This is a genomic window from Pseudomonas sp. GM80 (assembly GCF_000282515.1).
In the GTDB taxonomy this organism is placed as follows: domain Bacteria; phylum Pseudomonadota; class Gammaproteobacteria; order Pseudomonadales; family Pseudomonadaceae; genus Aquipseudomonas.
This window is the reverse complement of sequence record NZ_AKJD01000266.1, coordinates 1-21,953: the sequence shown is the minus strand read 5'-3', so window position 1 is coordinate 21,953 and position 21,953 is coordinate 1. Positions and strand designations below refer to the sequence as shown.

Sequence of the window (21,953 nt, the reverse complement as noted above, 5' to 3'; positions counted from 1 at the left end):
CTTCAGGTCTGACACAAAACCCATGGCCTTCAGGTCTGACACAAAGCCCATGGCCTTCAGGTCTGACACAAAACCCTGGCCTTCAGGTCTGACACAAAACCCTGTGGCGAGGGGATTTATCCCCGTTCGGCGACGCAGTCGTCGCAAAACCGTACAACGCGGTACATCTGACTAACCGCGTTGTATGGATTTGGGGTCGCTTCGCAACCCAACGGGGATAAATCCCCTCGCCACAATGGTGCAATCACCTGGTTGCACCGTTATGGGTGGGAACGATGTTGTCATGGGAATGATCTAGTCTTGGCAAGCCCCAGGGAGAGATCGCCATGCACCGCTTTTTCGAGCAGCTCAGTTCTCGCATCATCGCGCCGTTCATGGCCGAATCCTCACGCAACAGCAAAGTCTGGCCGTGCCGCTGCGGCCAGTCGTTGTTCTTTCGCAACAGCCAGTGCCTGGCCTGCAACGCGTTGCTCGGTTACCAACCGGAAGAAAGCCGCATCACTTCGCTGTCGCCCGGCGCGGAGAACGGCACCTGGACACTGGATGCCGATCCCGACGCAGGGCTCTATCGCCGCTGCGCCAACCTCGACACCCCGGCCGCGTGTAACTGGCTGCTGCCGGCCAGCGTTGACGACGCTTTGTGCGTCGCCTGCAGCCTCAACCGCACCATCCCCGACCTGTCCGACCCGGAAAACCCCGAGCGCTGGCGCAAAGTCGAAATTGCCAAGCGTCGCCTCGTCGCGCAACTGATCACCCTCGGCCTGCCCGTCATTCCGAAAACCGTGGATGAAGACACCGGCCTGGCGTTCGATTTCATCGGTGTCGACCTCCAGGGCAACGCACCGATGACCGGCCATGCCAACGGGTTGATCACCCTCGACATCAAAGAAGCCGACGATGCCCATCGCGAGCAGGTGAGGGCGCAGATGCACGAACCCTATCGCACGCTGCTCGGGCATTTTCGTCATGAGGTCGGTCACTATTACTGGGATCGACTGATCGCCAACGGCCCATGGCTGGGATCGTTTCGTAGTCTGTTCGGCGACGAGCGCGCCAGTTACGCCGAAGCACTGGATCGTCATTACCAACAGGGCGCGCCACTCGACTGGCCGCAGCACTACGTCAGCGCCTACGCAACCATGCACCCGTGGGAAGACTGGGCGGAAACCTGGGCGCATTACCTGCACATGATGGACGCGGTGGACACCGCGCTGGGCTTCGGCATGAGCGCGCGGGAAATGGATTTCGACTACCAGCCGTTTCCGACCAGCACGCTGTACGACCCGGAACATCCCGGCGGCGAGGCGTTTCTGTCGTTCGTCAACGCGTGGATCGAACTGGCCGGGATGCTCAATGAACTGTCACGCAGCATGGGGCAGCCAGATTTCTACCCGTTCGTGCTGCCGGCGCCGGCGATTGCCAAGTTGCACTTTATTCATCTGGTGATTCAGCAGGCGGGCGGTAGGGCGGATGAGGTATTGGCGATTTAAGGTCAAAAGATCGCAGCCTTCGGCAGCTCCTACAGGTGAACGCGGATCCATGTAGGAGCTGCCGCAGGCTCGGGCCGCGATCGGACGATCTTTATGTCCTTGACCTTGTTCATGTTTTTAATCTGCAACCAACGGTTGTAACTTCGTCTCAGATAGGTACAATGGCGCGGCTCGCCGACAGGCAAGCGTCGTTATGGTGACCCCATCGGTCCCCCCGCAACGATTACCCGTGAACCTGGTCAGAGCCGGAAGGCAGCAGCCACAGCGGGAACATTGTGTGCCGGGGTGTGGCTGGTGGGGTTACCACCTTAACGAACAATCGAACGCTTCAACCAGAACTGCATGGGTTTCGCCCACTGCGGTTTTTTTGTGTCTGCGATTTGCCGTCCCGACACAAATCCCACTGCTGATGAGGATACTGTGAGAGCTGGCTTGCCAGCGATAGCGGCGGGTCAAGTTCATCTATTTCACTGAAAATCCGCAATCGCTGGCAAGCCAGCTCCCACAAGGTTACGGGGTGTTGTCGGAGTGGCCGGTGTAGAGCCGGATAATCTCATCTATTTCCCCCGACATTTGCATCCGCAGCAACGTGCGCAATATCCGCTGCACCGGCACTTTCGGGTCATTCCTCACATAGCAGCCGACTTTCTGCTCCTGCAATACCGCCACCCCTTGCAACTGCTTTTCAGGCATCAAGCGTTGATTGAACCAGTCCAGCGTCCACTGATTGCTCACCGCATAGCGATAACGCCCGGCCAGCAGCTTCTCCAGCACCTGCTCCTGATTGCGCGCATCTTCACGTTGCAGGCGATCGGCATCGAACAGCGGTTGCAGAGTCGGGTAGGTGTAGCCAAGGACGGTGCCGATGGATTGGCGGGGCAGGTGAGCGGGATCGGCACTGGCCGGCTGATCCTTGCGGCTGATCAGCAGATCGCGCTGAAACAACAGCGGCAGACTCCAGATGTAATCCCCCGACTGATTCGGCAGCCACGACTGCGCGGCATAGCAGCGCACGTCAATCTCGCCATGCTCCATCGCCGTCTGCACGCGGGCGCGCGGCAGCACGTGAAACTCGGCCGGTACGCCGACCTGCGTGGCCAGGCTGAGCATCAGGTCGTAGAGAATGCCTTGGGTTGGGCGGCCGCGCTCGAACTGCACCATTGGCATCGCCCAACTGTCGGGCATGGCGAAGCGCAACGGCGGTTCCGCTGCCGTCACGCTCAGGCTGATTGCCAGCAGTGCCCCCAAGGCCCAACGCATAAACGCTCCGGTAATTCCCGCTCCTGAGCCGATAAAAGCCTCTGCTGATGCAGCTTAGCCACATTAGACGAGGACACCGGATGCAATTTTGCCCTTGCTCCGCTAGCATTAGCCGCTTCTGCTTCCTTCGCTGCGACGGTTTTCGATGAGTTATCAGGTTCTTGCACGTAAATGGCGTCCGCGCTCGTTCCGCGAAATGGTCGGCCAGACCCATGTGCTCAAGGCTCTGATCAATGCCTTGGACAGCCAGCGGCTGCACCACGCGTACCTGTTTACCGGGACGCGCGGGGTGGGTAAAACCACGATTGCGCGGATCATTGCCAAATGCCTGAACTGTGAGACAGGTATCACTTCCAGCCCGTGCGGCGAGTGCTCGGTGTGCCGTGAAATCGACGAAGGCCGTTTCGTCGACCTGATCGAGATCGACGCCGCGAGCCGCACCAAGGTCGAAGACACCCGCGAGCTACTCGACAACGTGCAGTACGCGCCGAGCCGTGGGCGCTTCAAGGTCTACCTGATCGACGAAGTGCACATGCTCTCCAGCCATTCCTTCAATGCGCTGCTGAAAACCCTCGAAGAGCCGCCGCCCTACGTCAAGTTCATCCTGGCGACCACCGACCCGCAGAAACTTCCGGCAACGATTTTGTCGCGCTGCCTGCAGTTCTCCCTCAAGAACATGACGCCGGAGCGTGTGGTCGAGCATTTGACCCACGTCCTGACCGCCGAAAACGTGCCCTTCGAAGACGATGCACTGTGGCTGCTCGGTCGCGCCGCTGACGGTTCGATGCGTGACGCCATGAGCCTGACCGATCAGGCCATCGCCTTCGGTGAAGGCAAGGTGCTCGCCACCGACGTGCGGGCGATGCTCGGCACGCTGGATCACGGTCAGGTCTATGACGTCCTGCATTCGTTGATCGAAGGCGACGCCAAGGCGCTGCTTGAAGCGGTGCGTCACCTGGCCGAGCAGGGCCCGGACTGGAATGGTGTGCTCTCGGAAATTCTCAACGTGTTGCACCGCGTGGCCATCGCTCAGGCGCTGCCGGAAGGCGTCGACAACGGCCATGGTGACCGTGATCGCGTGTTGGCACTGGCACAAGCCTTGCCGGCTGAAGATGTGCAGTTCTATTACCAGATGGGCCTGATCGGCCGCCGCGATTTGCCGTTGGCGCCGGACCCGCGCGGCGGGTTTGAAATGGTCCTGCTGCGGATGCTCGCCTTCCGGCCCGCTGATACGGCGGACGCCCCGAGGCAACCGCTAAAGCCAGTGGGGATCAGCCAGGCCACAGTTGATTCCGCAAATTCAGTGGCTGCCGCGCCCAAGCCTGCGCCGGTAGTTGCTGCGGCTGTTGCACCGACACCGATGCCTGCGCCAGTTCCTGAGCCAGTGGCTACACCGGCACCGGCACCGGCACCGGCACCGGCACCCGAGCCCGCGCCTGCGCCGGTTGCTCCTGTTGCAGAGCCTGAGCCGGCGCCCGTCATCGCCGAAGCGGTCGCCGAAGCCGTCGTCGATCTGCCGTGGAATGATCCCGTAGAGGCCGAGCCAGAGGCTGAGCCAGAACAGCAGCCAGCCGTCGAGCCCATGCTGGAAACCGCCGCCGAGCAGCCCGAATTGCCGCCGATGCCGTTGCCGACCCCGGACAGCGTCGTCCCAGACGCGCCGGAGTGGGCCGCTGCGCCTATCCCTGAGCCATCAGTCGCCGACGTCGACGCCGCCACACCGGGCATGGACGGGGACGACGAGCCGCCGCTGGACGAGGATTACATCGAGCCGGACCTCGATTCGGCCTACAGCTACCTTGACGAACTGGCCAGTGAACACGCTGCCGAACCCGCCCCGGAACCTGAGCCAGAGCCTGCTGCCGCGCCGGCAACCGGTCTGGCGTTGCAATGGCTGGAGCTGTTCCCGAAACTGCCGATCTCCGGCATGACCGGGAGCATCGCCGCCAACTGCACGTTAATCGCCGTCGATGGCGATCACTGGCTGCTGCACCTGGACCCGGCACACAGCGCACTGTTCAACGCCACTCAACAGCGTCGTCTCAACGATGCGTTGAATCAGTTCCACGGCCGCACGCTGACGCTGACCATGGAACTGATCAAGCCCGAACAGGAAACCCCGGCCCAGGCGGCGTCCCGTAAACGCGTGAACCGTCAGCGTGAAGCGGAGAAGTCGATCCACGGCGATCCGTTCATCCAGCAGATGGTTCAGCAGTTTGGCGCGGTGGTGCGACACGATACTATTGAACCTGTCGATGCCTTGGTCGCCCAAGGCTAATAACTGAAGGCGCTCGGCCGCGATGGCCGGGCGCTGTTTTGATCCAAGTACTTTTGAGGTGATTCCCATGATGAAAGGTGGCATGGCCGGCCTGATGAAGCAGGCGCAGCAGATGCAGGAAAAAATGGCCAAGATGCAGGAAGAACTGGCCAACGCTGAAGTCACCGGCAAGGCCGGCGGCGACATGGTCACCGTGGTGATGACCGGTCGCCACGACGTCAAAAGCGTGAGCATCGACCCAAGCCTGGTTGAAGGCCTCAGCGAAGACGACAAAGAAATGCTCGAAGCCGTTGTGGCTGCCGCCGTCAACGATGCCGTGCGCAAGATCGAAGCCAGCAGCCAGGAAAAAATGGGCGGCATGACCGCCGGCATGAACCTGCCTGCGGGTATGAAACTGCCATTCTGATTCGCCAAGCGGCGGCAGATGAGCTACACAAAATGCCAGGCCTCGCGCCTGGCATTTTTGTTTCTGACTGATCACCAGAGCACCCTGTAGGAGCTGTCGAGTGCAACGAGGCTGCGATCTTTTGATCCTGATCTTTAAACCAAAAATCAAGATCAAAAGATCGCAGCGTGCCGCAGCTCCTACATGAATGTCGTGCGAAACATCGAACGCGCAAAAGCCGCAACGGTCTGCTCCCTATACCCGCTGAATTCATCATTCACAGGAGACGCTGACATGTCCGACCCTCTTACCCTCAATCAACGCTTCGTCCTCGCCTCGCGCCCGGTTGGCGCGCCGACACCGGAAAACTTCCGCCTCGAACGCGAAGCGCTGCCGGATCTGCAGGACGGCCAGGTACTGCTGAAAACCCTCTACCTGTCCCTCGACCCCTACATGCGCGGACGCATGAGCGATGCACCGTCCTACGCCGCCCCGGTACAAATCGGCGAGGTGATGACCGGTGGCGCTGTCAGCCGTGTCGAGGATTCGCGTCATCCGAAGTTTCATAAAGGCGATCTGGTGGTCGGTGCCACAGGCTGGCAAAGCCACAGCATCAGTGACGGCCGCAACATCATCCCGATCCCGTCGGGGTTGCCGAGCCCGTCGATGGCCCTCGGCGTCCTGGGCATGCCCGGCATGACCGCGTACATGGGCCTGATGGACATTGGCCAGCCGAAAGAAGGCGAGACCCTTGTGGTCGCCGCGGCTTCCGGTGCGGTGGGCTCGGTGGTCGGCCAAGTGGCGAAAATCAAAGGTTTGCGTGCGGTTGGCGTGGCCGGCGGCGCCGAGAAGTGCAAATACGTTGTCGAAGAGCTGGGATTTGACGCCTGCATCGACCACAAGGCTCCTGACTTCGCCGAACAACTGGCCAAGGCCTGCCCCGACGGTATCGACATCTATTACGAAAACGTCGGTGGCCACGTATTCGACGCGGTCGTGCCGTTGCTCAACGCGAAGGCACGCATTCCGCTGTGCGGCCTTATCGCCGGTTACAACGCCTCTGAAGCCCCTAAAGGCCCGGATCGCCTGCCGATGCTGCAACGTACCCTGTTGACCAAGCGCGTGCGCATCCAGGGCTTTATCGTGTTTGACGACTACGGTGATCGTCAGCCGGAGTTCGTCAGCCACATGGTGCCGTGGGTGCGCGACGGCAAGGTCAAATTCCGCGAGGACGTGGTCGAAGGCCTGGAGCAGGCGCCTGAAGCGTTTATCGGTCTGCTGGAAGGGCGCAACTTCGGCAAACTGGTGGTGAAGGTCGCCCAGGACTGAGTATTTGACGCTGGCCAGAGGCGCGGGTATAAACCGCGTCTCGTTGTTTTGTCGGACTTTTTACCCATGAGCTTCAGCCCTTTGATTCGCCAACTGATCGACGCCCTGCGCACTTTGCCGGGCGTCGGTCAGAAAACCGCCCAGCGCATGGCGTTGCAGATGCTCGAACGTGACCGCAGTGGCGGTTTGCGTCTGGCGCAGGCACTCAGCCAGGCCATGGAAGGCGTCGGGCACTGCCGCCAGTGCCGCACGCTGACCGAAGACGATTTGTGCCCGCAATGCGCCGACACCCGCCGCGACGACACGTTGCTGTGCGTGGTGGAAGGGCCGATGGACGTTTACGCGGTCGAGCAGACCGGTTTCCGTGGGCGTTACTTTGTGCTCAAAGGGCATTTGTCGCCGCTCGATGGCCTGGGGCCTGAGGCGATCGGCATTCCGCAATTGATGGCGCGGATCGAAGAGGCGGGGACGTTTGCTGAAGTCATTCTCGCGACCAACCCGACGGTTGAAGGCGAGGCCACGGCGCATTACATCGCGCAGTTGTTGCAGAACAAAGGTCTGATCGCTTCGCGGATTGCCCATGGTGTGCCGTTGGGCGGCGAGCTGGAGCTGGTCGACGGCGGCACGCTGGCGCATTCGTTTGCCGGGCGTAAACCGATTTCCCTCTGATAAAAATCAAAAGATCGCAGCCTGCGGTAGCTCCTGCATTGGAATGCATTTCCCTGTAGGAGCTGCCGCAGGCTGCGATCTTTTGATCTTCTGTATCTTGTAAACCAAGCAAGCGCTCGGTTAACGTCGGCGAACCCTTCCGTGGAGCTCGCCCATGCCTGCCTTTCAGGAATACTTCGACCCCAGCCACCAAATGGTCCGCGACAGCGTCAGACGTTTCGTCGAACGCGAGATCCTGCCGGACATTGATCAGTGGGAAGAGGCCGAAAGCTTCCCCCGTGAGCTGTACCTGAAGGCGGGCGCCGCCGGAATACTCGGTATCGGTTACCCCGAGGCGCTCGGTGGCAGCCATGAAGGCGACCTGTTCGCCAAGGTCGCCGCCGGTGAAGAACTGATGCGCTGCGGCTCTGGCGGCCTGGTGGCGGGGCTGGGGTCACTGGATATCGGTCTGCCACCGATCGTCAAATGGGCGCGCCCCGAAGTACGCGATCGCGTCGTCCCGCAAGTGCTCAGTGGCGAAAAAATCAGCGCCCTGGCCGTGACCGAACCGGGTGGTGGATCGGACGTCGCCAACCTGCAGACCCGCGCCGTGCGTGAAGGTGACGTTTATCGCGTCAGCGGCAGCAAAACCTTTATCACCAGTGGCGTACGCGCCGACTTCTACACCGTTGCGGTGCGCACCGGTGCGCCGGGTTTTGCCGGCATCAGTCTGTTGCTGATCGAGAAGGGTACGCCGGGCTTCACCGTCGGCCGCCAGCTGAAGAAAATGGGCTGGTGGGCGTCGGACACCGCTGAATTGTTCTTCGCCGATTGCCGTGTGCCTGTAGGAAACCTGATCGGTGCCGAGAACATGGGCTTCGCCTGCATCATGGGTAACTTTCAGAGTGAACGCCTGGCGCTGGCGCTGATGGCCAACATGACTTCCCAGCTTGCACTGGAGCAGAGCCTGAAATGGGCGCGTGAGCGCGAAGCGTTTGGCAAGCCCATTGGCAAGTTTCAGGTAATCAAGCATCGCCTCGCCGAGATGGCCACGGCGTTGGAGGTATCGCGCGAATTCACCTATCGGCAGGCGGCGAAGATGGCGGCGGGGCAGAGTGTGATCAAGGAGATTTCCATGGCGAAGAACTTTGCCACGGACACTTCGGACCGGATCACCACGGAAGCGGTGCAGATTCTCGGTGGACTCGGTTACATGCGCGAGAGTCTGGTGGAGCGGCTGTATCGGGATAACCGCATTCTGTCGATTGGCGGCGGTACGCGAGAGGTGATGAACGAGATCATCAGCAAGCAGATGGGGCTTTGAATAATTGGTGAAGCAACTGGCGTCATCGCTGGCAAGCCAGCTCCCACAGGTGTCTTTGGCGTACACAAAATTTGTGAACGACCGAAATCACTGTGGGAGCTGGCTTGCCAGCGATGGCGTCAGTGAAATCGCCGCTTACTTATCAGTCAACGCAAACTGCGTCAGGCAAAACGTTGGGATACCCATGTCTTCCAGGCGCTGCGAACCCTGCAACTCCGGCAAATCAATAATCGCCGCCGCCTCATGCACCCGCGCGCCCATCCGGCGAATCAGGTTGGCCGCCGCAATCAGCGTGCCGCCCGTGGCGATCAAGTCATCGAACATCACCACCGAGTCGCCTTCGCACAGGCTGTCGGCGTGTACTTCGAGGAACGCTTCGCCGTACTCGGTCGCGTAACCTTCAGCCAGCACGTCGGCCGGCAGTTTGCCTTGCTTGCGGAACAGCACCAGCGGCTTGTTCAACTGATACGCCAGCACCGAGCCGATCAGGAAACCACGGGCATCCATCGCGCCGATGTGGGTGAAGTCGGCTTCCACATAGCGGTGGGCGAAGCTGTCCATCACCAGGCGCAGGGCCGTCGGCGACTGGAACAGCGGGGTGATGTCGCGAAAGATCACGCCCGGTTTCGGGAAGTCGATCACGGGGCGGATAAGCGATTTGATGTCGAAGGAGTCGAAGACCATCGTCGAGGTGTCCTGGCAGGGCTGCAAACGGCGCAGTATACCCGCGGCTGAAACGCTTCGCTCAACCGCGGATCGAGATCAGCCTTCGAGCGAGCCACCGGCCAGTGCGCAGAGCTGGATCGGGTCGAGGATATGAATCTCCTTGCCCTCGGCGGCGATCAGCTGGTTTTGCTGGAAGCGGGTGAACACGCGAGACACGGTTTCCACGGCCAGACCGAGGTAGTTGCCGATTTCGTTACGCGACATTGCAAGTCGGAATTGGTTGGCCGAAAAGCCGCGAGCGCGGAAGCGTGCCGACAGGTTGACCAGGAACGTGGCGATGCGCTCGTCGGCGGTTTTTTTCGACAGCAGCAACATCATTTGCTGGTCGTCGCGGATTTCACGGCTCATTACGCGCATCAACTGGCGGCGCAGCTGCGGCAGTTGCAGGGCCAGTTCGTCGAGACGTTCGAAGGGAATTTCGCAGACCGAGGTGGTTTCCAGCGCCTGGGCCGACACCGGGTGTTTCTCGGTGTCCATGCCGGACAGGCCGACCAGTTCACTCGGCAGGTGGAAACCGGTCAGTTGTTCTTCGCCGCTGTCGCTCAGGCTGAAGGTCTTCAGGGCGCCGGAGCGTACTGCATAAACGGAATCGAACGTGTCGCCCTGACGGAACAGGAACTCACCCTTTTTCAGCGGGCGGCCGCGTTTAACGATTTCGTCCAGCGCATCCATGTCTTCCAGATTCAGAGAAAGTGGCAGGCAGAGAGGGGCCAGGCTGCAATCCTTGCAATGGGCCTGGTTGTGAGCGCGCAGTTTAACTGGCTCGGACATTTCTTAAATCCTTGTGGGAAAACACACATAAGCCGTAAGGGTAACCCACAGGAGGACATTCAGGCCAGTCTGCGGCGACTTTGTCCTACGGCTATAAAGCCGCAGGACATGCCGCCGATAAACAGGTATCAGAACGCATACAAGGAACGCTTCGATGGCCGCTATCGGTACGCTAAGCCCCGCTAACAGCGGCGTTGCATCGTTGCTGGAAACCAGCCGAACCACGGTTGATCACGAGCAGGACGGCGAATCGTCGCTGCTGGCAAGCCCGACCTTGGTCGAGGGCGTCAAAGTGTCGCTGTCCGGTGCCGCCATCCACAAGTCCGCAGGCTCAGGCGGCGACAATCGCGACATCGAAGAAAGCGGCTTGCCGGAAAACATCCAGCAACTGCTGAAAATGATCCGCCAACTGCAGCAACAGATTGCCGAGAAGAACGCCCGAATCAAAGCGGTCATGGCCGACAAGACCCTGTCCACCGAAGAGAAAATCGCCAAACTCGCCGCGCTCAAAGGCGCCATTGCTGCACTGAACAATGGCTTGATCACCGCCAACCTGTCCTTGTCCAAAGTCATGAATCAGTCGAACCTGACCCCGGAACAAACCATGAAAACCGCCTCGCTGCTGATGAAGAACTAAATCACCCGCGAGAAGCGCTGACGGTTCTGCTGTTCCAGATATGCGTCGAAGACCATGCACACCGAGCGCACCAGCAGGCGTCCGGCCGGCAACACCTCGATGCGTTCGCGATCGAGAGTAATCAGGCCATCGTTGGCCATGCCCTGCAATTGCGGCCATAGCGCGCCGAAATAGCCCTGGAAATCGACGTTGAACTGCTGTTCGATCTCGGCGAAGTCGAGGCTGAAGTTGCAGATCAATTGCTGGATCACCGCGCGACGCAGGCGATCATCGGCGTTGCACACCAGGCCACGGCTGGTCGCCAGTTGTGCGGCGGCGAGGGTGTTCTGGTATTCGTTGAGGTCGCTGCTGTTCTGGCAGTACAGGTCGCCGATCTGGCTGATCGCGGAAACCCCCAGGCCAATCAAATCGCAATGACCGTGGGTGGTGTAGCCCTGGAAGTTGCGTTGCAGGGTTTCCTCTTCCTGAGCGATGGCCAGTTCGTCGTCGGGCAGGGCGAAGTGGTCCATGCCGATGTAGCGATACCCGGCGGCGGTCAGTTGCTCGATGGTGCGCTGGAGCATTTCCAGCTTGTGAGCCGGGCTCGGCAGTTCGTTACCGTTGATTCGCCGCTGCGGCATGAAGCGCTCGGGCAGGTGCGCATAGTTGAACACCGAGAGCCGGTCCGGTTGCAGGCTGATGACTTCCTCGACGGTACGGGCGAAGTTGTCCGGCGTCTGCTTGGGCAAACCGTAGATCAGGTCGATATTGATCGAGCGAAATTGCAGGGTGCGCGCGGCATCGATCACGGCGCGGGTCTCTTCCAGACTTTGCAGGCGATTGACTGCGCGTTGTACGGCCGGATCGAGGTCTTGCAGTCCGATGCTGACGCGATTGAAACCGAGTTCACGCAGCAGCCCCATGGTCGACCAGTCCGCTTCACGCGGGTCGATCTCGATGCCGTAATCGCCGGAGTCGTCCTCCAGCAGGTTGAAGTGCTTGCGCAGGTGCGCCATCAACTGGCGCAGTTCATCGTGGCTGAGAAAGGTCGGGGTGCCGCCGCCAAAGTGCAGTTGCTCGACTTTCTGCGCGGGGTCGAGGTGGCAGGCGATCAGCTGGATTTCCTGTTCGAGCCGTTGCAGGTACGGCATCGCACGACCGCGATCCTTGGTGATGACCTTGTTGCAGGCGCAGTAGTAGCAAATGTTCGCGCAGAACGGCACATGCACGTAGAGCGACAACGGACGCAGGGCTTTGCGGCTGTCGCGCAGGGCATGGAACAGGTCGAAGGTGCCGACCTGACTGTTGAATTGCACGGCCGTCGGATACGAGGTGTAGCGCGGCCCCGCCAGGTCGTAGCGGCGGATCAGATCAGTGTCCCAACGAATGGCGTCGAGCATGCGGGCATTCCCCCGGATAGGCTGGCAGTGTGGCGAGTCTATCGGGGTGCGGCGATGGGGCACTTGATTTGCATCAACAGCATTAAGTCAAAAGATCGCAGCCTGCGGCAGCTCCTACATTGGAATGTGTCCTCCTGTAGGAGCTGCCGCAGGCTGCGATCTTTTGATTTTAATGCCCCATCAGCCAATGCTGGTGCGGGCCGGGCAATGTCCAGATGCCGAACAGGATGACCAGCAAACCACCGGCCATGCGCACGCTGCGCTTGCGCAATAGCGCAGTGACGCGCTCTGCCGCAAGGCCCGTGGCGAGCAACACCGGCCAGGTGCCGAGGCCAAAAGCGAGCATCAACAACGCACTGTCCAGCGCATTGCCCTGACTCGCCGACCACAGCAACGTGCTGTAAACCAGCCCGCAGGGCAGCCAGCCCCACAACGCACCGAGCAGCAACGCACGTGGCAGGCTCGACACCGGCAGCAAACGGTTGGCCACCGGCTGAATGTAACGCCACAGCCCACGCCCGAGGCTTTCAATGCGCGTCAGCCCGCTCCACCAGCCGGCCAGATACAAACCCATGGCGATCAGCAGCAACCCGGCCAGCACGCGCATGAACAGCGCGGCGGGGCTGTTGGCCACCGCCCATCCGGCCAGGCCGATCAGCAGTCCGGCTGTGGCGTAGCTGAGGATTCGCCCAAGGTTATACGCCAGCAACAAGCGAAAACGCCGACTGCGCTGCTCCTTGGGAATCGCCAGGGTCAGTGCGCCCATCAAGCCGCCGCACATGCCCAGGCAATGGCCACCACCGAGCAAACCGAGAATCAGTGCCGAGACCAGCAGTGGCAACAGTTCAAGCATGGGGAGGGGCCTTGTCGTCCGGTTTGCTGGCGTTCACTTCGTCGACGGCAGCGGTGTGTTTCGGGTCCTGATCGTCGAACAGGATGCTGTGCGCCGGGCCGTCGAGGTCGTCGTACTGACCGCTGTCCACCGCCCAGAAGAAGATGTACACGGCGATGGCGACGATCAGCAACGCGGCCGGAATCATCACGTAGAGAGCTGGCATCTGTACTCCAGGCCCGCGCGGCTCAGGCCGGCAGCGGGCGGGTTGGCGATCGGGTGCTGGCGTGCGGCGAACCCGGCAGGCGAGTCAGGCGCAAAGCGTTGAGCACCACGGTCAACGAACTGATCGACATGCCAACCGCCGCCCACACCGGAGTGATCCAGCCGAGGGCGGTGAACGGCAACATGAGGCCATTGTACAGCGCGGCCCACAGCAGGTTCTCGATGATTACCCGGCGGGTGCGTCGCGCCAACGTAAAGGCTTGCACCAGGGCATCGAGGCGATTGGACAGCAACACCGCATCGGCGCTGGTTTTCGCAAGGTCAGTGGCCGAGCCCATGGCCACGCTGATGTCGGCCGCCGCCAGCACCGGCACGTCATTCACGCCGTCGCCGAGCATCAACACCTTGCGACCTTCCTTGTGCAGCTGTTGCAGGACTTGCAGCTTGTCATCGGGGCGCAAGCCGCCTCGCGCCTCGTCGATACCGAGTTCGGCGGCGACGCTGGCGACCATCGGCGAGCTGTCGCCGGACAACAGCAACGTGCGCCAGCCCCGCGCCTTGCACGCGGCAAGTAGAGCAGGGGCGTCGTCACGCAAGCGGTCATCGAGAACGAACCAGGCCAGCGGCCCGTGAGCGTCGCCCAACAGCAACCATTGTCCCGCCTCGTCCGGCATCGACGGCGCCGCAACGCCACTGAGGGCGCAGACAAAATCCGCCTGACCGATGCGCAGCCGCTGCTCGCCCACCAGCCCTTCGAGGCCGAGTCCCGGCGTGCTGTGGACTTCTTCGGCGGCCAGCGGTGCACGGCCGAACGCGCGGGCAATCGGGTGTTCCGAGCGGTTTTCCAGAGCGGCGGCGAGGCTCAGGCATTGGTCGCTGTCGAGTGCGCCGAGCGGGCGGATCGAACGCAACACCAAGCGGCCTTCGGTGAGGGTGCCGGTTTTGTCGAAAATCACTGTGTCGATCTGGTTCAGACCTTCCAGCACATGCCCGCGCGTCAGCAGCAGACCGAGTTTGTGCAGGGTGCCGGTGGCCGCCGTCAGCGCCGTCGGCGTTGCCAGCGACAGCGCGCAAGGGCAGGTCGCGACGAGCATGGCGAGGACGATCCAGAACGCTCGCGACGAGTCCAGTTCCCACCACAACAGACCGATGGCCGCCGCCGCGATCAACGACAAAAGCAGGAACCATTGCGCGGCGCGGTCGGCGATTTCCGCCAGTCGCGGTTTCTCCGCCTGGGCGCGGTCGAGTAAACGAACGATGGCGGACAATCGAGTGTCCTGCCCCAACGCCTGCACTTCAACGGTCAAGGCGCCTTCGACATTGAGGGTGCCGGCAGTGACTGCATCGCCGAGCGTGCGTGGTTGCGGCAGATATTCACCAGTCAGCAGCGATTCATCGACGCTCGACTGGCCGTCGATGATCTTGCCGTCTGCCGGCAGGATCGAACCCGGTTGCACGAGGATTTGCTCACCCAGGCGCAATTCGCTGAGCAGGATGCGTTCGCTCTGACCTTCTGCATCAAGGCGCAGACACGAGGCCGGCAGCAAATTGACCAGTTGCGCCGTGGCGGCGGCGGTTCGTTCACGCGCGCGACGTTCCAGATAGCGCCCGGCGAGCAGGAATAGGGCAAACATGCCGACCGCGTCGAAATACAATTCGCCGACGCCGCTGATCGATGTCCATATCCCGGCGATGTAGGCGCTGCCGATGGCCAGCGATACCGAGACGTCCATGGTCAGATGGCGAGTACGCAAGTCGCGCATCGCCCCTTTGAAAAACGGTGCGCAGCTGTAGAACACGATCGGCGTGGTCAGGAACAGCGCTACCCAACGCAGAATCGTGTGCAGCTCAGGGCTGAGGTCGATGTTGAATTCGGGCCAGGTGGCCATGGTCGCCATCATCGCCTGGAACCACAGCAGCCCGGCCACGCCGAGTTGACGCAGGGCGAGACGATTTTCACTGGCCAACTGTTCGCTGGCGCGGTCGGCCTGATAGGGATGGGCGGCGTAACCGATGTGGCGCAGTTCGGCGAGGATCTGGCTCAGCGGCAATTGCGCGTCGGCCCAGCTCACGTGCAGGCGATGGTTGGACAGGTTCAGGCGCGCCTCGGCGACGGCGGGCAGCGTGCGCAGGTGTTTCTCGATCAGCCAGCCGCAGGCCGCGCAACTGATGCCTTCCATCAGCAGGGTGGTTTCGGCCAGATCGCCTTCATGGCGAACGAACGGTTTTTGCACGTCAGCGCGGTCGTACAGCGCCAACTCATCAACCAGTTGCACCGGCAGCGCTTCGGGGTTGGCCGAGGCTTCGCTGCGATGCTGGTAATAGTGTTCGAGGCCACCGGCCACAATGGCTTCGGCCACCGCCTGACAGCCCGGGCAGCAGAACTCGCGGGACTCCCCGAGCACGACAGCGGTGAAGCGACTGCCGGAGGGGACGGGCAAGGCGCAGTGGTAGCAGGGGAGTGGGGTGGTCATGGCACGTGTTCCGATGATCGTTCCCACGCTCCGCGTGGGAATGCCTCCCCGGACGCTCTGCGTCCGCTTCGGCTGGGACGCGGAGCGTCCCTGGCTGCGTGCCCACGCAGAGCGTGGGAACGATCAGAGTCAGGGTTACTTCTTGAGGTCTTCGGCGCCTTGCAGCGGTTCGTCGCCGAGCAGCAGGTCCTTGTCGTGGCTGACCAGCTCTTCTTCAAACATACGCCAGACGTGTTCATCCTGACTGCCAAGCAATTCGACAAAGCGACGACCTTCGACCTTGTCGCCGAGTTGGCCGATGTAGCGACCCGCTTCGGTTTCGCTGCGGGTCAGGACGATTTTGCGATCCTTCTCCGGCTGGGTCGGCGAGATCAGGTTCAGCTCAAGGGTTTTCGGCTGGCTGTCGCCGCTCAAACGCAGGTCGACTTCACCGGTGAGATCATCCAGATGCACATTGGCGCGCATCTTCAGGTTCTGCGCGAGCAGTTCACGGTCCAGCGAACGGTTGATGCCTTTGCCGGCCTCGTAGTAGTTGTCGTTGACCAGGTTGTCCGGGTTGTTCACCGCGATGGTCACCATCGACAGGGTCAGGGTCACCGAACAGGCCAGAATCCCGATGATGATCCATGGCCAAAGATGCTTGTACCAGGGACTTGCGGCGTTTGCTGCGGGCATGTTCAGTTCTCTCAACGGATTTGTGGGCCGATGAATCGGCTCTTGGCTTCAACGTGGACGCTGTCGTCATCGGCATCCTTGAGGATGAATTTCACCTCGTTGGTGCTCGATGGCAGTTGTTCCGGTGCGCTCGACAACTCGACCGGCATGCTGAATATGTCACCGGCCGCGACCTTGATCTCGCGTTTGCCTTGCAGGCGCAGATCCGGCAGGCCGCTGGCGTCCAGCAGGTAGGTGTGGTCGCGCTGGTCCTTGTTCATGATTTTCAGGCTGTAGACGTTTTCGATCCGCCCTTCAGCGTTTTCGCGGTACAGCACGCGGTCCTTGCTGACATCGAAACCAACCAGCGAGCGCATGAAGAACGCGGTGACCAACAGGCTGATCATCGCCAGCAGCACGATGGCGTAGCCGATCAGACGTGGTCGCAGTTTATGGGTTTTCTGCCCGGACAGGTTGTGCTCGGTGGTGTAGCTGATCAGCCCGCGCGGGTAGTCCATTTTGTCCATGATGCTGTCGCAGGCATCGATGCACGCGGCGCAGCCGATGCACTCGATCTGCAGGCCGTCGCGGATGTCGATGCCGGTCGGGCAGACCTGCACGCACATCGTGCAATCGATGCAATCGCCCAGGCCCAGTGCCTTGTAGTCGACGCCTTTCTTGCGCGGGCCACGGCTTTCACCGCGACGCGGATCGTAGGAAACGATCAGTGTGTCCTTGTCGAACATCACGCTCTGAAAACGCGCATACGGGCACATGTAAATGCACACCTGCTCGCGCAACCAGCCGGCGTTGCCATAGGTGGCGAGGGTGAAGAAACCGACCCAGAAATACGACCAGCCATCGGCCTGGCCGGTGAAGAATTCGAAAACCAGTTCGCGGATCGGCGAGAAATAGCCGACGAAGGTCATGCCGGTGACGAACCCGATCAACAGCCACATCAAGTGCTTGGCGGCTTTGCGCAGGAATTTGTTGGCGCTCATTGGCGCCTTGTCGAGTTTGATGCGCTGGTTACGGTCGCCTTCGGTGACCTTTTCGCACCACATGAAAATCCACGTCCACACGCTTTGCGGACAGGTGTAACCGCACCAGACCCGACCGGCATACACCGTGATGAAGAACAGGCCGAAGGCGGCAATGATCAGCAGGCCCGAGAGCAGAATGAAATCCTGTGGCCAGAAGGTCGCGCCGAAAATGAAGAACTTGCGCTCCGGCAGGTTCCACCACACGGCCTGATGGCCGCCCCAGTTCAGCCACACCGTGCCGAAATACAGGAGGAACAATGCGGCGCCGCCCATCATCCGCAGATTGCGGAACAGGCCGGTGAACGCGCGGGTGTAGATTTTTTCTCGAGAGGCGTAAAGGTCAACGCTGTTGTTCGCGTTTTTGCTCGGTGGTGTGACGTCGTGTACCGGAATCTGGTTGCTCATCATTGCATCCCACGGCAGTGGAAAAATGCCTCGGTCGATACGTGCCAACCGCGGTCAAAAAGGGGTGTTGCAGTGGCGCAATGATACGCCTGTCGCTCTAGCTCAAGGGTGCGACCTTTGGTCGCGTTGGGGAAAAAACCTGAATGGTGTAGCGAATGTAACAAAGCATGATGCAGGTCAATTGACTTGTGAAGTATGGACGGTTTTCACAAAACCGGCGGAGGTGATTCGGCATGGCACGATCTGTCGCTGTTTTTGTGCCCTCACACGAACGTGATGTCGTCGGGCGAGCGATCGGTTTTTGTGTTCGTGAGGGCATAACAAATGATTAATAAGTTGTTTTCGCCACTATGGGGTGGGGCGCGAATATTAATGTTTGTTGATCTGTTGAAGAGGGTAAGTGCTGCTAAATCTTATAAGTGCTAAGGGCGGTATATTCTTTTGAAATAACTTTCATTTAATGTTCGGTATTTTTAATTTGAGGTGTTTCGGTGTTTTCCGTTAGCTTTGGCTGGCACGCCGCTTTGCGCGGCGGCTAATGTTATTTAACTAATGGAAGTTTTAGCGCAGTGACTATCAAGGAAGTAGTAAAAGTAATGGCCAGTGTCGGTATCCTGTTATGGATGCCGCTGGCCCAATCCAATGAGGCAATGCCTCAGCACATGGTTTTTGCATCGGACCCTCAGTATCCCTGGACAGACAAGACTGACAGCGGCGAGCATGAGTCGGATGACGATTTTGATCAACGCTCGAAATGGCTGGTGGACACGCAGTTTGCAAGCATCGCCGATTTCCGGCGGCAGATGGGTGGGCAGGCGCAGGTGCCACTGATGATTAATGGCGACATCACTGCCTTCGGCCATCCGTACCAGATATCCTTTATGAAAAGTGCGTTGAATAAACATTTCGGTCGCGACTATTTATACGGTCTGGGTAATCACGACTACGAAAACAATATAGATGACTGCTTTGGTAATCGCTGCGCCGCCAACAGTGTTGTTGCGTATGAAGAGCACCACAGAGGCAAAGTCGATGAGTTTGACCTGCGCGTGACTGGCGGTGGATTAGGTAAACAATACAAAGGCAGTCTCGCGTACTCGAAAGATGTCGGGGAGGTGCGCTTGATTCAGCTGAATAATGAGCCGACCTATGCCGTAGATATAGTCCATCCCTACCATGAGTTTAAGATCACCCAATCGCTGGATTGGCTTGAAACCAACTTGAGGCTTGCGCGGGTTCAAGGCTATGCAATCATCATTAACATGCACAAACCTTATGATTGGAATGGGAACTGGGATCAGGAAAAACGCTTCAGGAATATGATCGAACAGTATCAAGTGACGGCGATATTTGCCGGCCATCTTCACAGGAATGGCGGACGAGTGAGCCAGATCGGCACCGTTCCGATGTTTCTCAGCGGTGCGGCTTCCCAGCAGACCTATCTGATCGCAAGCTTCTCCAAGGATCGCAAGCAACTGGAAGTGAGTCTGGTTGAGCGTAATGAATGGCGTAAGCGCGAGCCAGTCGCCACGGTGCCAGTGAAATCGATCTGGGCCGAACGGCCATAAAAAAGCCCCGCCAGCGATCTGGCAGGGTTTTTTATGATCAGTTATTGGCAGCGATCCATGGGTTGATCAGGTGAACGCCGCTGGTTTGAAAGTCCGTAACGTTACGGGTGACCAACGTCAGGCCATGTACAAGGGCGGTGGCGGCAATCAAGGCGTCGCATTCATTGCTGCGATCAGGCACGTGCAGTTGTGCGCATCGGGTGGCAACGGCGCTATCGACCGAGAGTATTCTTCCGCTGAAGGCTGGTTTGACGTGCCGCTCAAGCCAGTTACGCAGCATCCCTCCTTGCAGCGGGTCGCGGCGTTCGATCCGCAGAATGCCGGTTTCCAACTCCAATACCGTGATTGCCGATAAGTACAGGCTCGCCGGTGCGACGCTGCTTGCCCATGTCAGCACCTGCTTGTCGGCTTGGGGTTTTCGCAATTCGGACACTACATTTGTATCAAGTAGAAACATCAAGACAGGTCCACGCTACGAGGGGTGATGAGGGCGCGCTCTGGTTCGAATTCGATTTCAGGCGTATTCGGCATGACCAGCAACTCGACGATGCTGGTCTGGCTACCGGTCAGTCTCTGATACTCCTCAATGCTCAGCAGTACGTGGGCAGGCTTGCCACGATCAGTGATGATGACCGGGCCCAGATGCGTGGCCTTTTTGGCAGCGCTGGTGTCCTGGTTGAATTCGCGGCTGGAAATGGTTTTGATGGCCATCATGTTCGGCCTCCTGACATGCTGATGTAGAAACGTTACTACTTTTACGTTGAGCCAGCAATCGGGCAGGTGGGTTGCGGACGATCGGAGGGTTACTGTCATATCGGCACCGGCGAAAGCGTTTCTGCCTTAGGGCAAAAACCTACGGGGCAGCGCTGCTCAGGTCTATTGAGCAAATGTCGCAAGGCATGAATGCCAGCACAAAAAAGGCCCCGCCAATTTAAATCGGCGGGGCCTTTTTGGTGTTTCAGGCGTTGGCCTTATTCGGCGTTCGCTTCCGGTGCTTTTTCACCGTGGGACAGGCTGTAAACGTAAGCCGCCAGCAGGTGCACCTTGTCGTTGCCTTGCAGTTGTTCCTGCGCCGGCATCTGGCCCTGACGGCCGTAACGGATGGTCTGCTGCAGTTGCGCGAAGCTCGAGCCGTAGATGAACGCGCCCGGGTGGGTCAGATCCGGCGCGCCCATGGCGGGAGTGCCTTTGCCGGCCGGACCGTGGCAGGCCACGCAGTTGGCGGCGAACAGTTTGCCGCCGTTTTCCGGGTCAGCCTTGGTGTCTTCCGGCAGTTTGCGGCCATCGAGTTTGGTTACGACGAATGCCGCGACGTCGGCCACGCCTTGTTCGCCAATCACTTCAGCCCAGGCCGGCATCACCGCGTGACGACCGCCCATGATGGTGGTCTTGATGGTTTCCGGCTCGCCGCCCCAGCGCCAGTCGGCGTCGGTCAGGTTAGGGAAACCGTAAGCACCCTTGGCGTCGGAACCGTGGCACACCGAGCAGTTGGAGGCGAACAGACGGCCACCCATTTTCAGTGCTTGCGGATCCTTGGCGACTTCTTCGATTGGCATCGCGGCGAACTTGGCGAAGATCGGACCGAACTTGGCGTCCGAGCGGGCCATTTCCTTTTCCCACTCGTGCACGCCGGTCCAGCCGGTCTGGCCGTTGGCGAACGCGGTCTGCTTGTCGTTATCGAGGTAGTTGTAACCCGGCAGCAGGCCTTTCCAGTTGCCCAGACCCGGGTACAGCACCAGGTAACCCAGGGCAAAAACGATGGTGCCGACAAACAGCATGAACCACCATTTCGGCAGTGGGTTGTCGTACTCCTCGATCCCGTCGAAGGAGTGCCCGACCGTCTCGTCCGTCTGTTCGCTGCGCTGGCCCTTGCGGGTCGACAGCAGCAGCCAGGTCAGGGAAAAGATCGTACCGAGACTGAGGACTGTGACGTACAGACTCCAGAATGTAGTCATTCTTTGTTACTCCTAGAAGCTTGCTCGACGTGCTTGATGGCTTCGGGATCATCCGCAAAAGGCAACAAGGTCGCGTCTTCAAACTCCGACTTGCGCTTGGGGCTGAACACCCACAGCGCCAGACCGATGAAGGCCACCATCACAACAACGGTGCCCAGGCCACGAATCATCCCGATATCCATCTAATTCACCGTTTGCTTTTGATGATGGTGCCCAGGCCTTGCAGATAGGCCACCAGCGCGTCCATTTCGGTTTTGCCCTTCACGGCATCCTGGGCACCGGCGATGTCTTCGTCGGTGTAAGGGACGCCGAGTGTGCGCAAAACCTCCATTTTCTTGGCGGTTTCCTTGCCGTCGAGCTTGTTTTCCACGAGGAACGGGTAAGCCGGCATTTTCGACTCAGGCACCACGTTGCGCGGGTTGTACAAGTGCGCACGCTGCCAGTCATCGGAGTAACGACCGCCGACCCGAGCCAAGTCCGGGCCGGTACGTTTGGAACCCCACAGGAACGGGTGATCCCAGACGCTTTCACCGGCAACCGAATAGTGGCCGTAGCGTTCGGTTTCGGCGC

At 60.0% G+C, this 21,953-nt stretch carries 22 protein-coding genes and 1 other RNA gene; 9 read left to right on the top strand and 14 right to left on the bottom strand.

All coding sequences use genetic code 11. From position 1 onward, the window contains the following. Positions 1–326: 326 nt before the first annotated feature. Together PMI37_RS30530 and ffs are read left to right on the top strand one after the other, a co-directional pair. Positions 327–1,490 (top strand): zinc-binding metallopeptidase family protein, encoded by a 1,164-nt coding sequence (locus PMI37_RS30530; protein WP_008088820.1) that lies wholly within the window; start codon positions 327–329, stop codon positions 1,488–1,490. Positions 1,491–1,693: 203 nt separating this feature from the next. Then, positions 1,694–1,790, top strand: an RNA gene (gene ffs / locus PMI37_RS31650) — signal recognition particle sRNA small type. A gap of 210 nt (positions 1,791–2,000) precedes the next feature. Here the strand turns inward: ffs and PMI37_RS30525 are convergent. After that, a complete protein-coding gene (locus PMI37_RS30525) occupies positions 2,001–2,750 on the bottom strand; it encodes a substrate-binding periplasmic protein (RefSeq protein WP_008088819.1) in 750 nt (249 codons plus the stop codon). Between the two features lie 145 nt (positions 2,751–2,895). Between PMI37_RS30525 and dnaX the strand changes: the two genes are divergently transcribed. From dnaX to PMI37_RS30500, 5 genes are all read left to right on the top strand, one after another. Next, positions 2,896–5,028, top strand: a complete 2,133-nt coding sequence (gene dnaX, locus PMI37_RS30520) for a DNA polymerase III subunit gamma/tau (protein WP_008088818.1) — start codon at positions 2,896–2,898, stop codon at positions 5,026–5,028. 67 nt (positions 5,029–5,095) lie between these two features. Next, positions 5,096–5,434: a YbaB/EbfC family nucleoid-associated protein gene (locus PMI37_RS30515; protein ID WP_008088817.1), complete on the top strand. Its 339-nt coding sequence runs from the start codon at positions 5,096–5,098 to the stop codon at positions 5,432–5,434. 273 nt (positions 5,435–5,707) lie between these two features. Further along, a complete protein-coding gene (locus tag PMI37_RS30510; protein ID WP_008088816.1) occupies positions 5,708–6,742 on the top strand; it encodes an NADP-dependent oxidoreductase in 1,035 nt (344 codons plus the stop codon). A gap of 66 nt (positions 6,743–6,808) precedes the next feature. Next, a complete protein-coding gene (gene recR / locus PMI37_RS30505; protein ID WP_008088815.1) occupies positions 6,809–7,411 on the top strand; it encodes a recombination mediator RecR in 603 nt (200 codons plus the stop codon). 154 nt (positions 7,412–7,565) lie between these two features. After that, on the top strand, positions 7,566–8,714 hold the full coding sequence (locus PMI37_RS30500) for an acyl-CoA dehydrogenase family protein (protein WP_008088814.1): 1,149 nt from the start codon (positions 7,566–7,568) through the stop codon (positions 8,712–8,714). 135 nt (positions 8,715–8,849) lie between these two features. Here PMI37_RS30500 and PMI37_RS30495 read toward each other — a convergent pair whose 3' ends face one another. Both PMI37_RS30495 and fnr read right to left on the bottom strand, forming a co-directional pair. Further along, a complete protein-coding gene (locus PMI37_RS30495) occupies positions 8,850–9,398 on the bottom strand; it encodes an adenine phosphoribosyltransferase (protein WP_007918333.1) in 549 nt (182 codons plus the stop codon). A gap of 78 nt (positions 9,399–9,476) precedes the next feature. After that, positions 9,477–10,211, bottom strand: a complete 735-nt coding sequence (gene fnr, locus PMI37_RS30490; protein ID WP_008088813.1) for a fumarate/nitrate reduction transcriptional regulator Fnr — start codon at positions 10,209–10,211, stop codon at positions 9,477–9,479. Positions 10,212–10,365: 154 nt separating this feature from the next. On the opposite strand from fnr, the gene PMI37_RS30485 reads away from it, so the two are divergent. Next, the gene (locus PMI37_RS30485; protein ID WP_008088812.1) at positions 10,366–10,848 is read left to right on the top strand and encodes a hypothetical protein; all 483 of its coding nucleotides are present in this window, start codon (positions 10,366–10,368) and stop codon (positions 10,846–10,848) included. Here PMI37_RS30485 and hemN read toward each other — a convergent pair. From hemN to ccoG, 6 genes are all read right to left on the bottom strand, one after another. Next, on the bottom strand, positions 10,845–12,227 hold the full coding sequence (hemN, locus tag PMI37_RS30480; protein ID WP_008088811.1) for an oxygen-independent coproporphyrinogen III oxidase: 1,383 nt from the start codon (positions 12,225–12,227) through the stop codon (positions 10,845–10,847). The two genes, PMI37_RS30485 and hemN, sit on opposite strands and share 4 nt — an antisense overlap. 169 nt (positions 12,228–12,396) lie before the next feature. Beyond that, positions 12,397–13,080, bottom strand: coding sequence for a sulfite exporter TauE/SafE family protein (locus PMI37_RS30475; protein ID WP_008088810.1), 684 nt, complete (start codon positions 13,078–13,080; stop codon positions 12,397–12,399). Continuing rightward, complete coding sequence (ccoS, locus tag PMI37_RS30470; protein ID WP_008088809.1) at positions 13,073–13,285, bottom strand: cbb3-type cytochrome oxidase assembly protein CcoS; 213 nt, start codon at positions 13,283–13,285, stop codon at positions 13,073–13,075. The genes PMI37_RS30475 and ccoS overlap by 8 nt, the downstream gene beginning before the upstream one ends. Positions 13,286–13,307: 22 nt before the next feature. Continuing rightward, on the bottom strand, positions 13,308–15,758 hold the full coding sequence (locus PMI37_RS30465; RefSeq protein ID WP_008088808.1) for a heavy metal translocating P-type ATPase: 2,451 nt from the start codon (positions 15,756–15,758) through the stop codon (positions 13,308–13,310). A 135-nt stretch (positions 15,759–15,893) separates the two neighbouring features. Beyond that, complete coding sequence (locus tag PMI37_RS30460) at positions 15,894–16,433, bottom strand: FixH family protein (RefSeq protein WP_008088807.1); 540 nt, start codon at positions 16,431–16,433, stop codon at positions 15,894–15,896. An 11-nt stretch (positions 16,434–16,444) separates the two neighbouring features. Further along, positions 16,445–17,860, bottom strand: coding sequence for a cytochrome c oxidase accessory protein CcoG (gene ccoG / locus PMI37_RS30455; protein WP_008088806.1), 1,416 nt, complete (start codon positions 17,858–17,860; stop codon positions 16,445–16,447). A gap of 569 nt (positions 17,861–18,429) precedes the next feature. Between ccoG and PMI37_RS30450 the strand changes: the two genes are divergently transcribed. After that, positions 18,430–19,428: a metallophosphoesterase family protein gene (locus PMI37_RS30450; RefSeq protein ID WP_008088804.1), complete on the top strand. Its 999-nt coding sequence runs from the start codon at positions 18,430–18,432 to the stop codon at positions 19,426–19,428. Positions 19,429–19,465: 37 nt separating this feature from the next. Here the strand turns inward: PMI37_RS30450 and PMI37_RS30445 are convergent, their stop codons facing one another. The 5 genes from PMI37_RS30445 to PMI37_RS30425 all read right to left on the bottom strand — a co-directional run. Continuing rightward, entirely contained in the window at positions 19,466–19,885 is a 420-nt protein-coding gene (locus PMI37_RS30445) for a type II toxin-antitoxin system VapC family toxin (RefSeq protein WP_008088803.1), read from the bottom strand. After that, positions 19,885–20,139: a type II toxin-antitoxin system Phd/YefM family antitoxin gene (locus tag PMI37_RS30440; protein ID WP_045123357.1), complete on the bottom strand. Its 255-nt coding sequence runs from the start codon at positions 20,137–20,139 to the stop codon at positions 19,885–19,887. Before PMI37_RS30440 ends, PMI37_RS30445 begins: the two co-directional genes overlap by 1 nt. A gap of 260 nt (positions 20,140–20,399) precedes the next feature. Next, entirely contained in the window at positions 20,400–21,383 is a 984-nt protein-coding gene (gene ccoP, locus PMI37_RS30435) for a cytochrome-c oxidase, cbb3-type subunit III (RefSeq protein WP_008088799.1), read from the bottom strand. Continuing rightward, positions 21,380–21,565 (bottom strand): CcoQ/FixQ family Cbb3-type cytochrome c oxidase assembly chaperone, encoded by a 186-nt coding sequence (locus tag PMI37_RS30430; protein ID WP_003175465.1) that lies wholly within the window; start codon positions 21,563–21,565, stop codon positions 21,380–21,382. The genes ccoP and PMI37_RS30430 overlap by 4 nt, the downstream gene beginning before the upstream one ends. 5 nt (positions 21,566–21,570) lie before the next feature. Further along, positions 21,571–21,953 (bottom strand): cbb3-type cytochrome c oxidase subunit II (locus PMI37_RS30425; protein WP_008088797.1); only part of this gene is annotated, 383 nt, incomplete at its 5' end.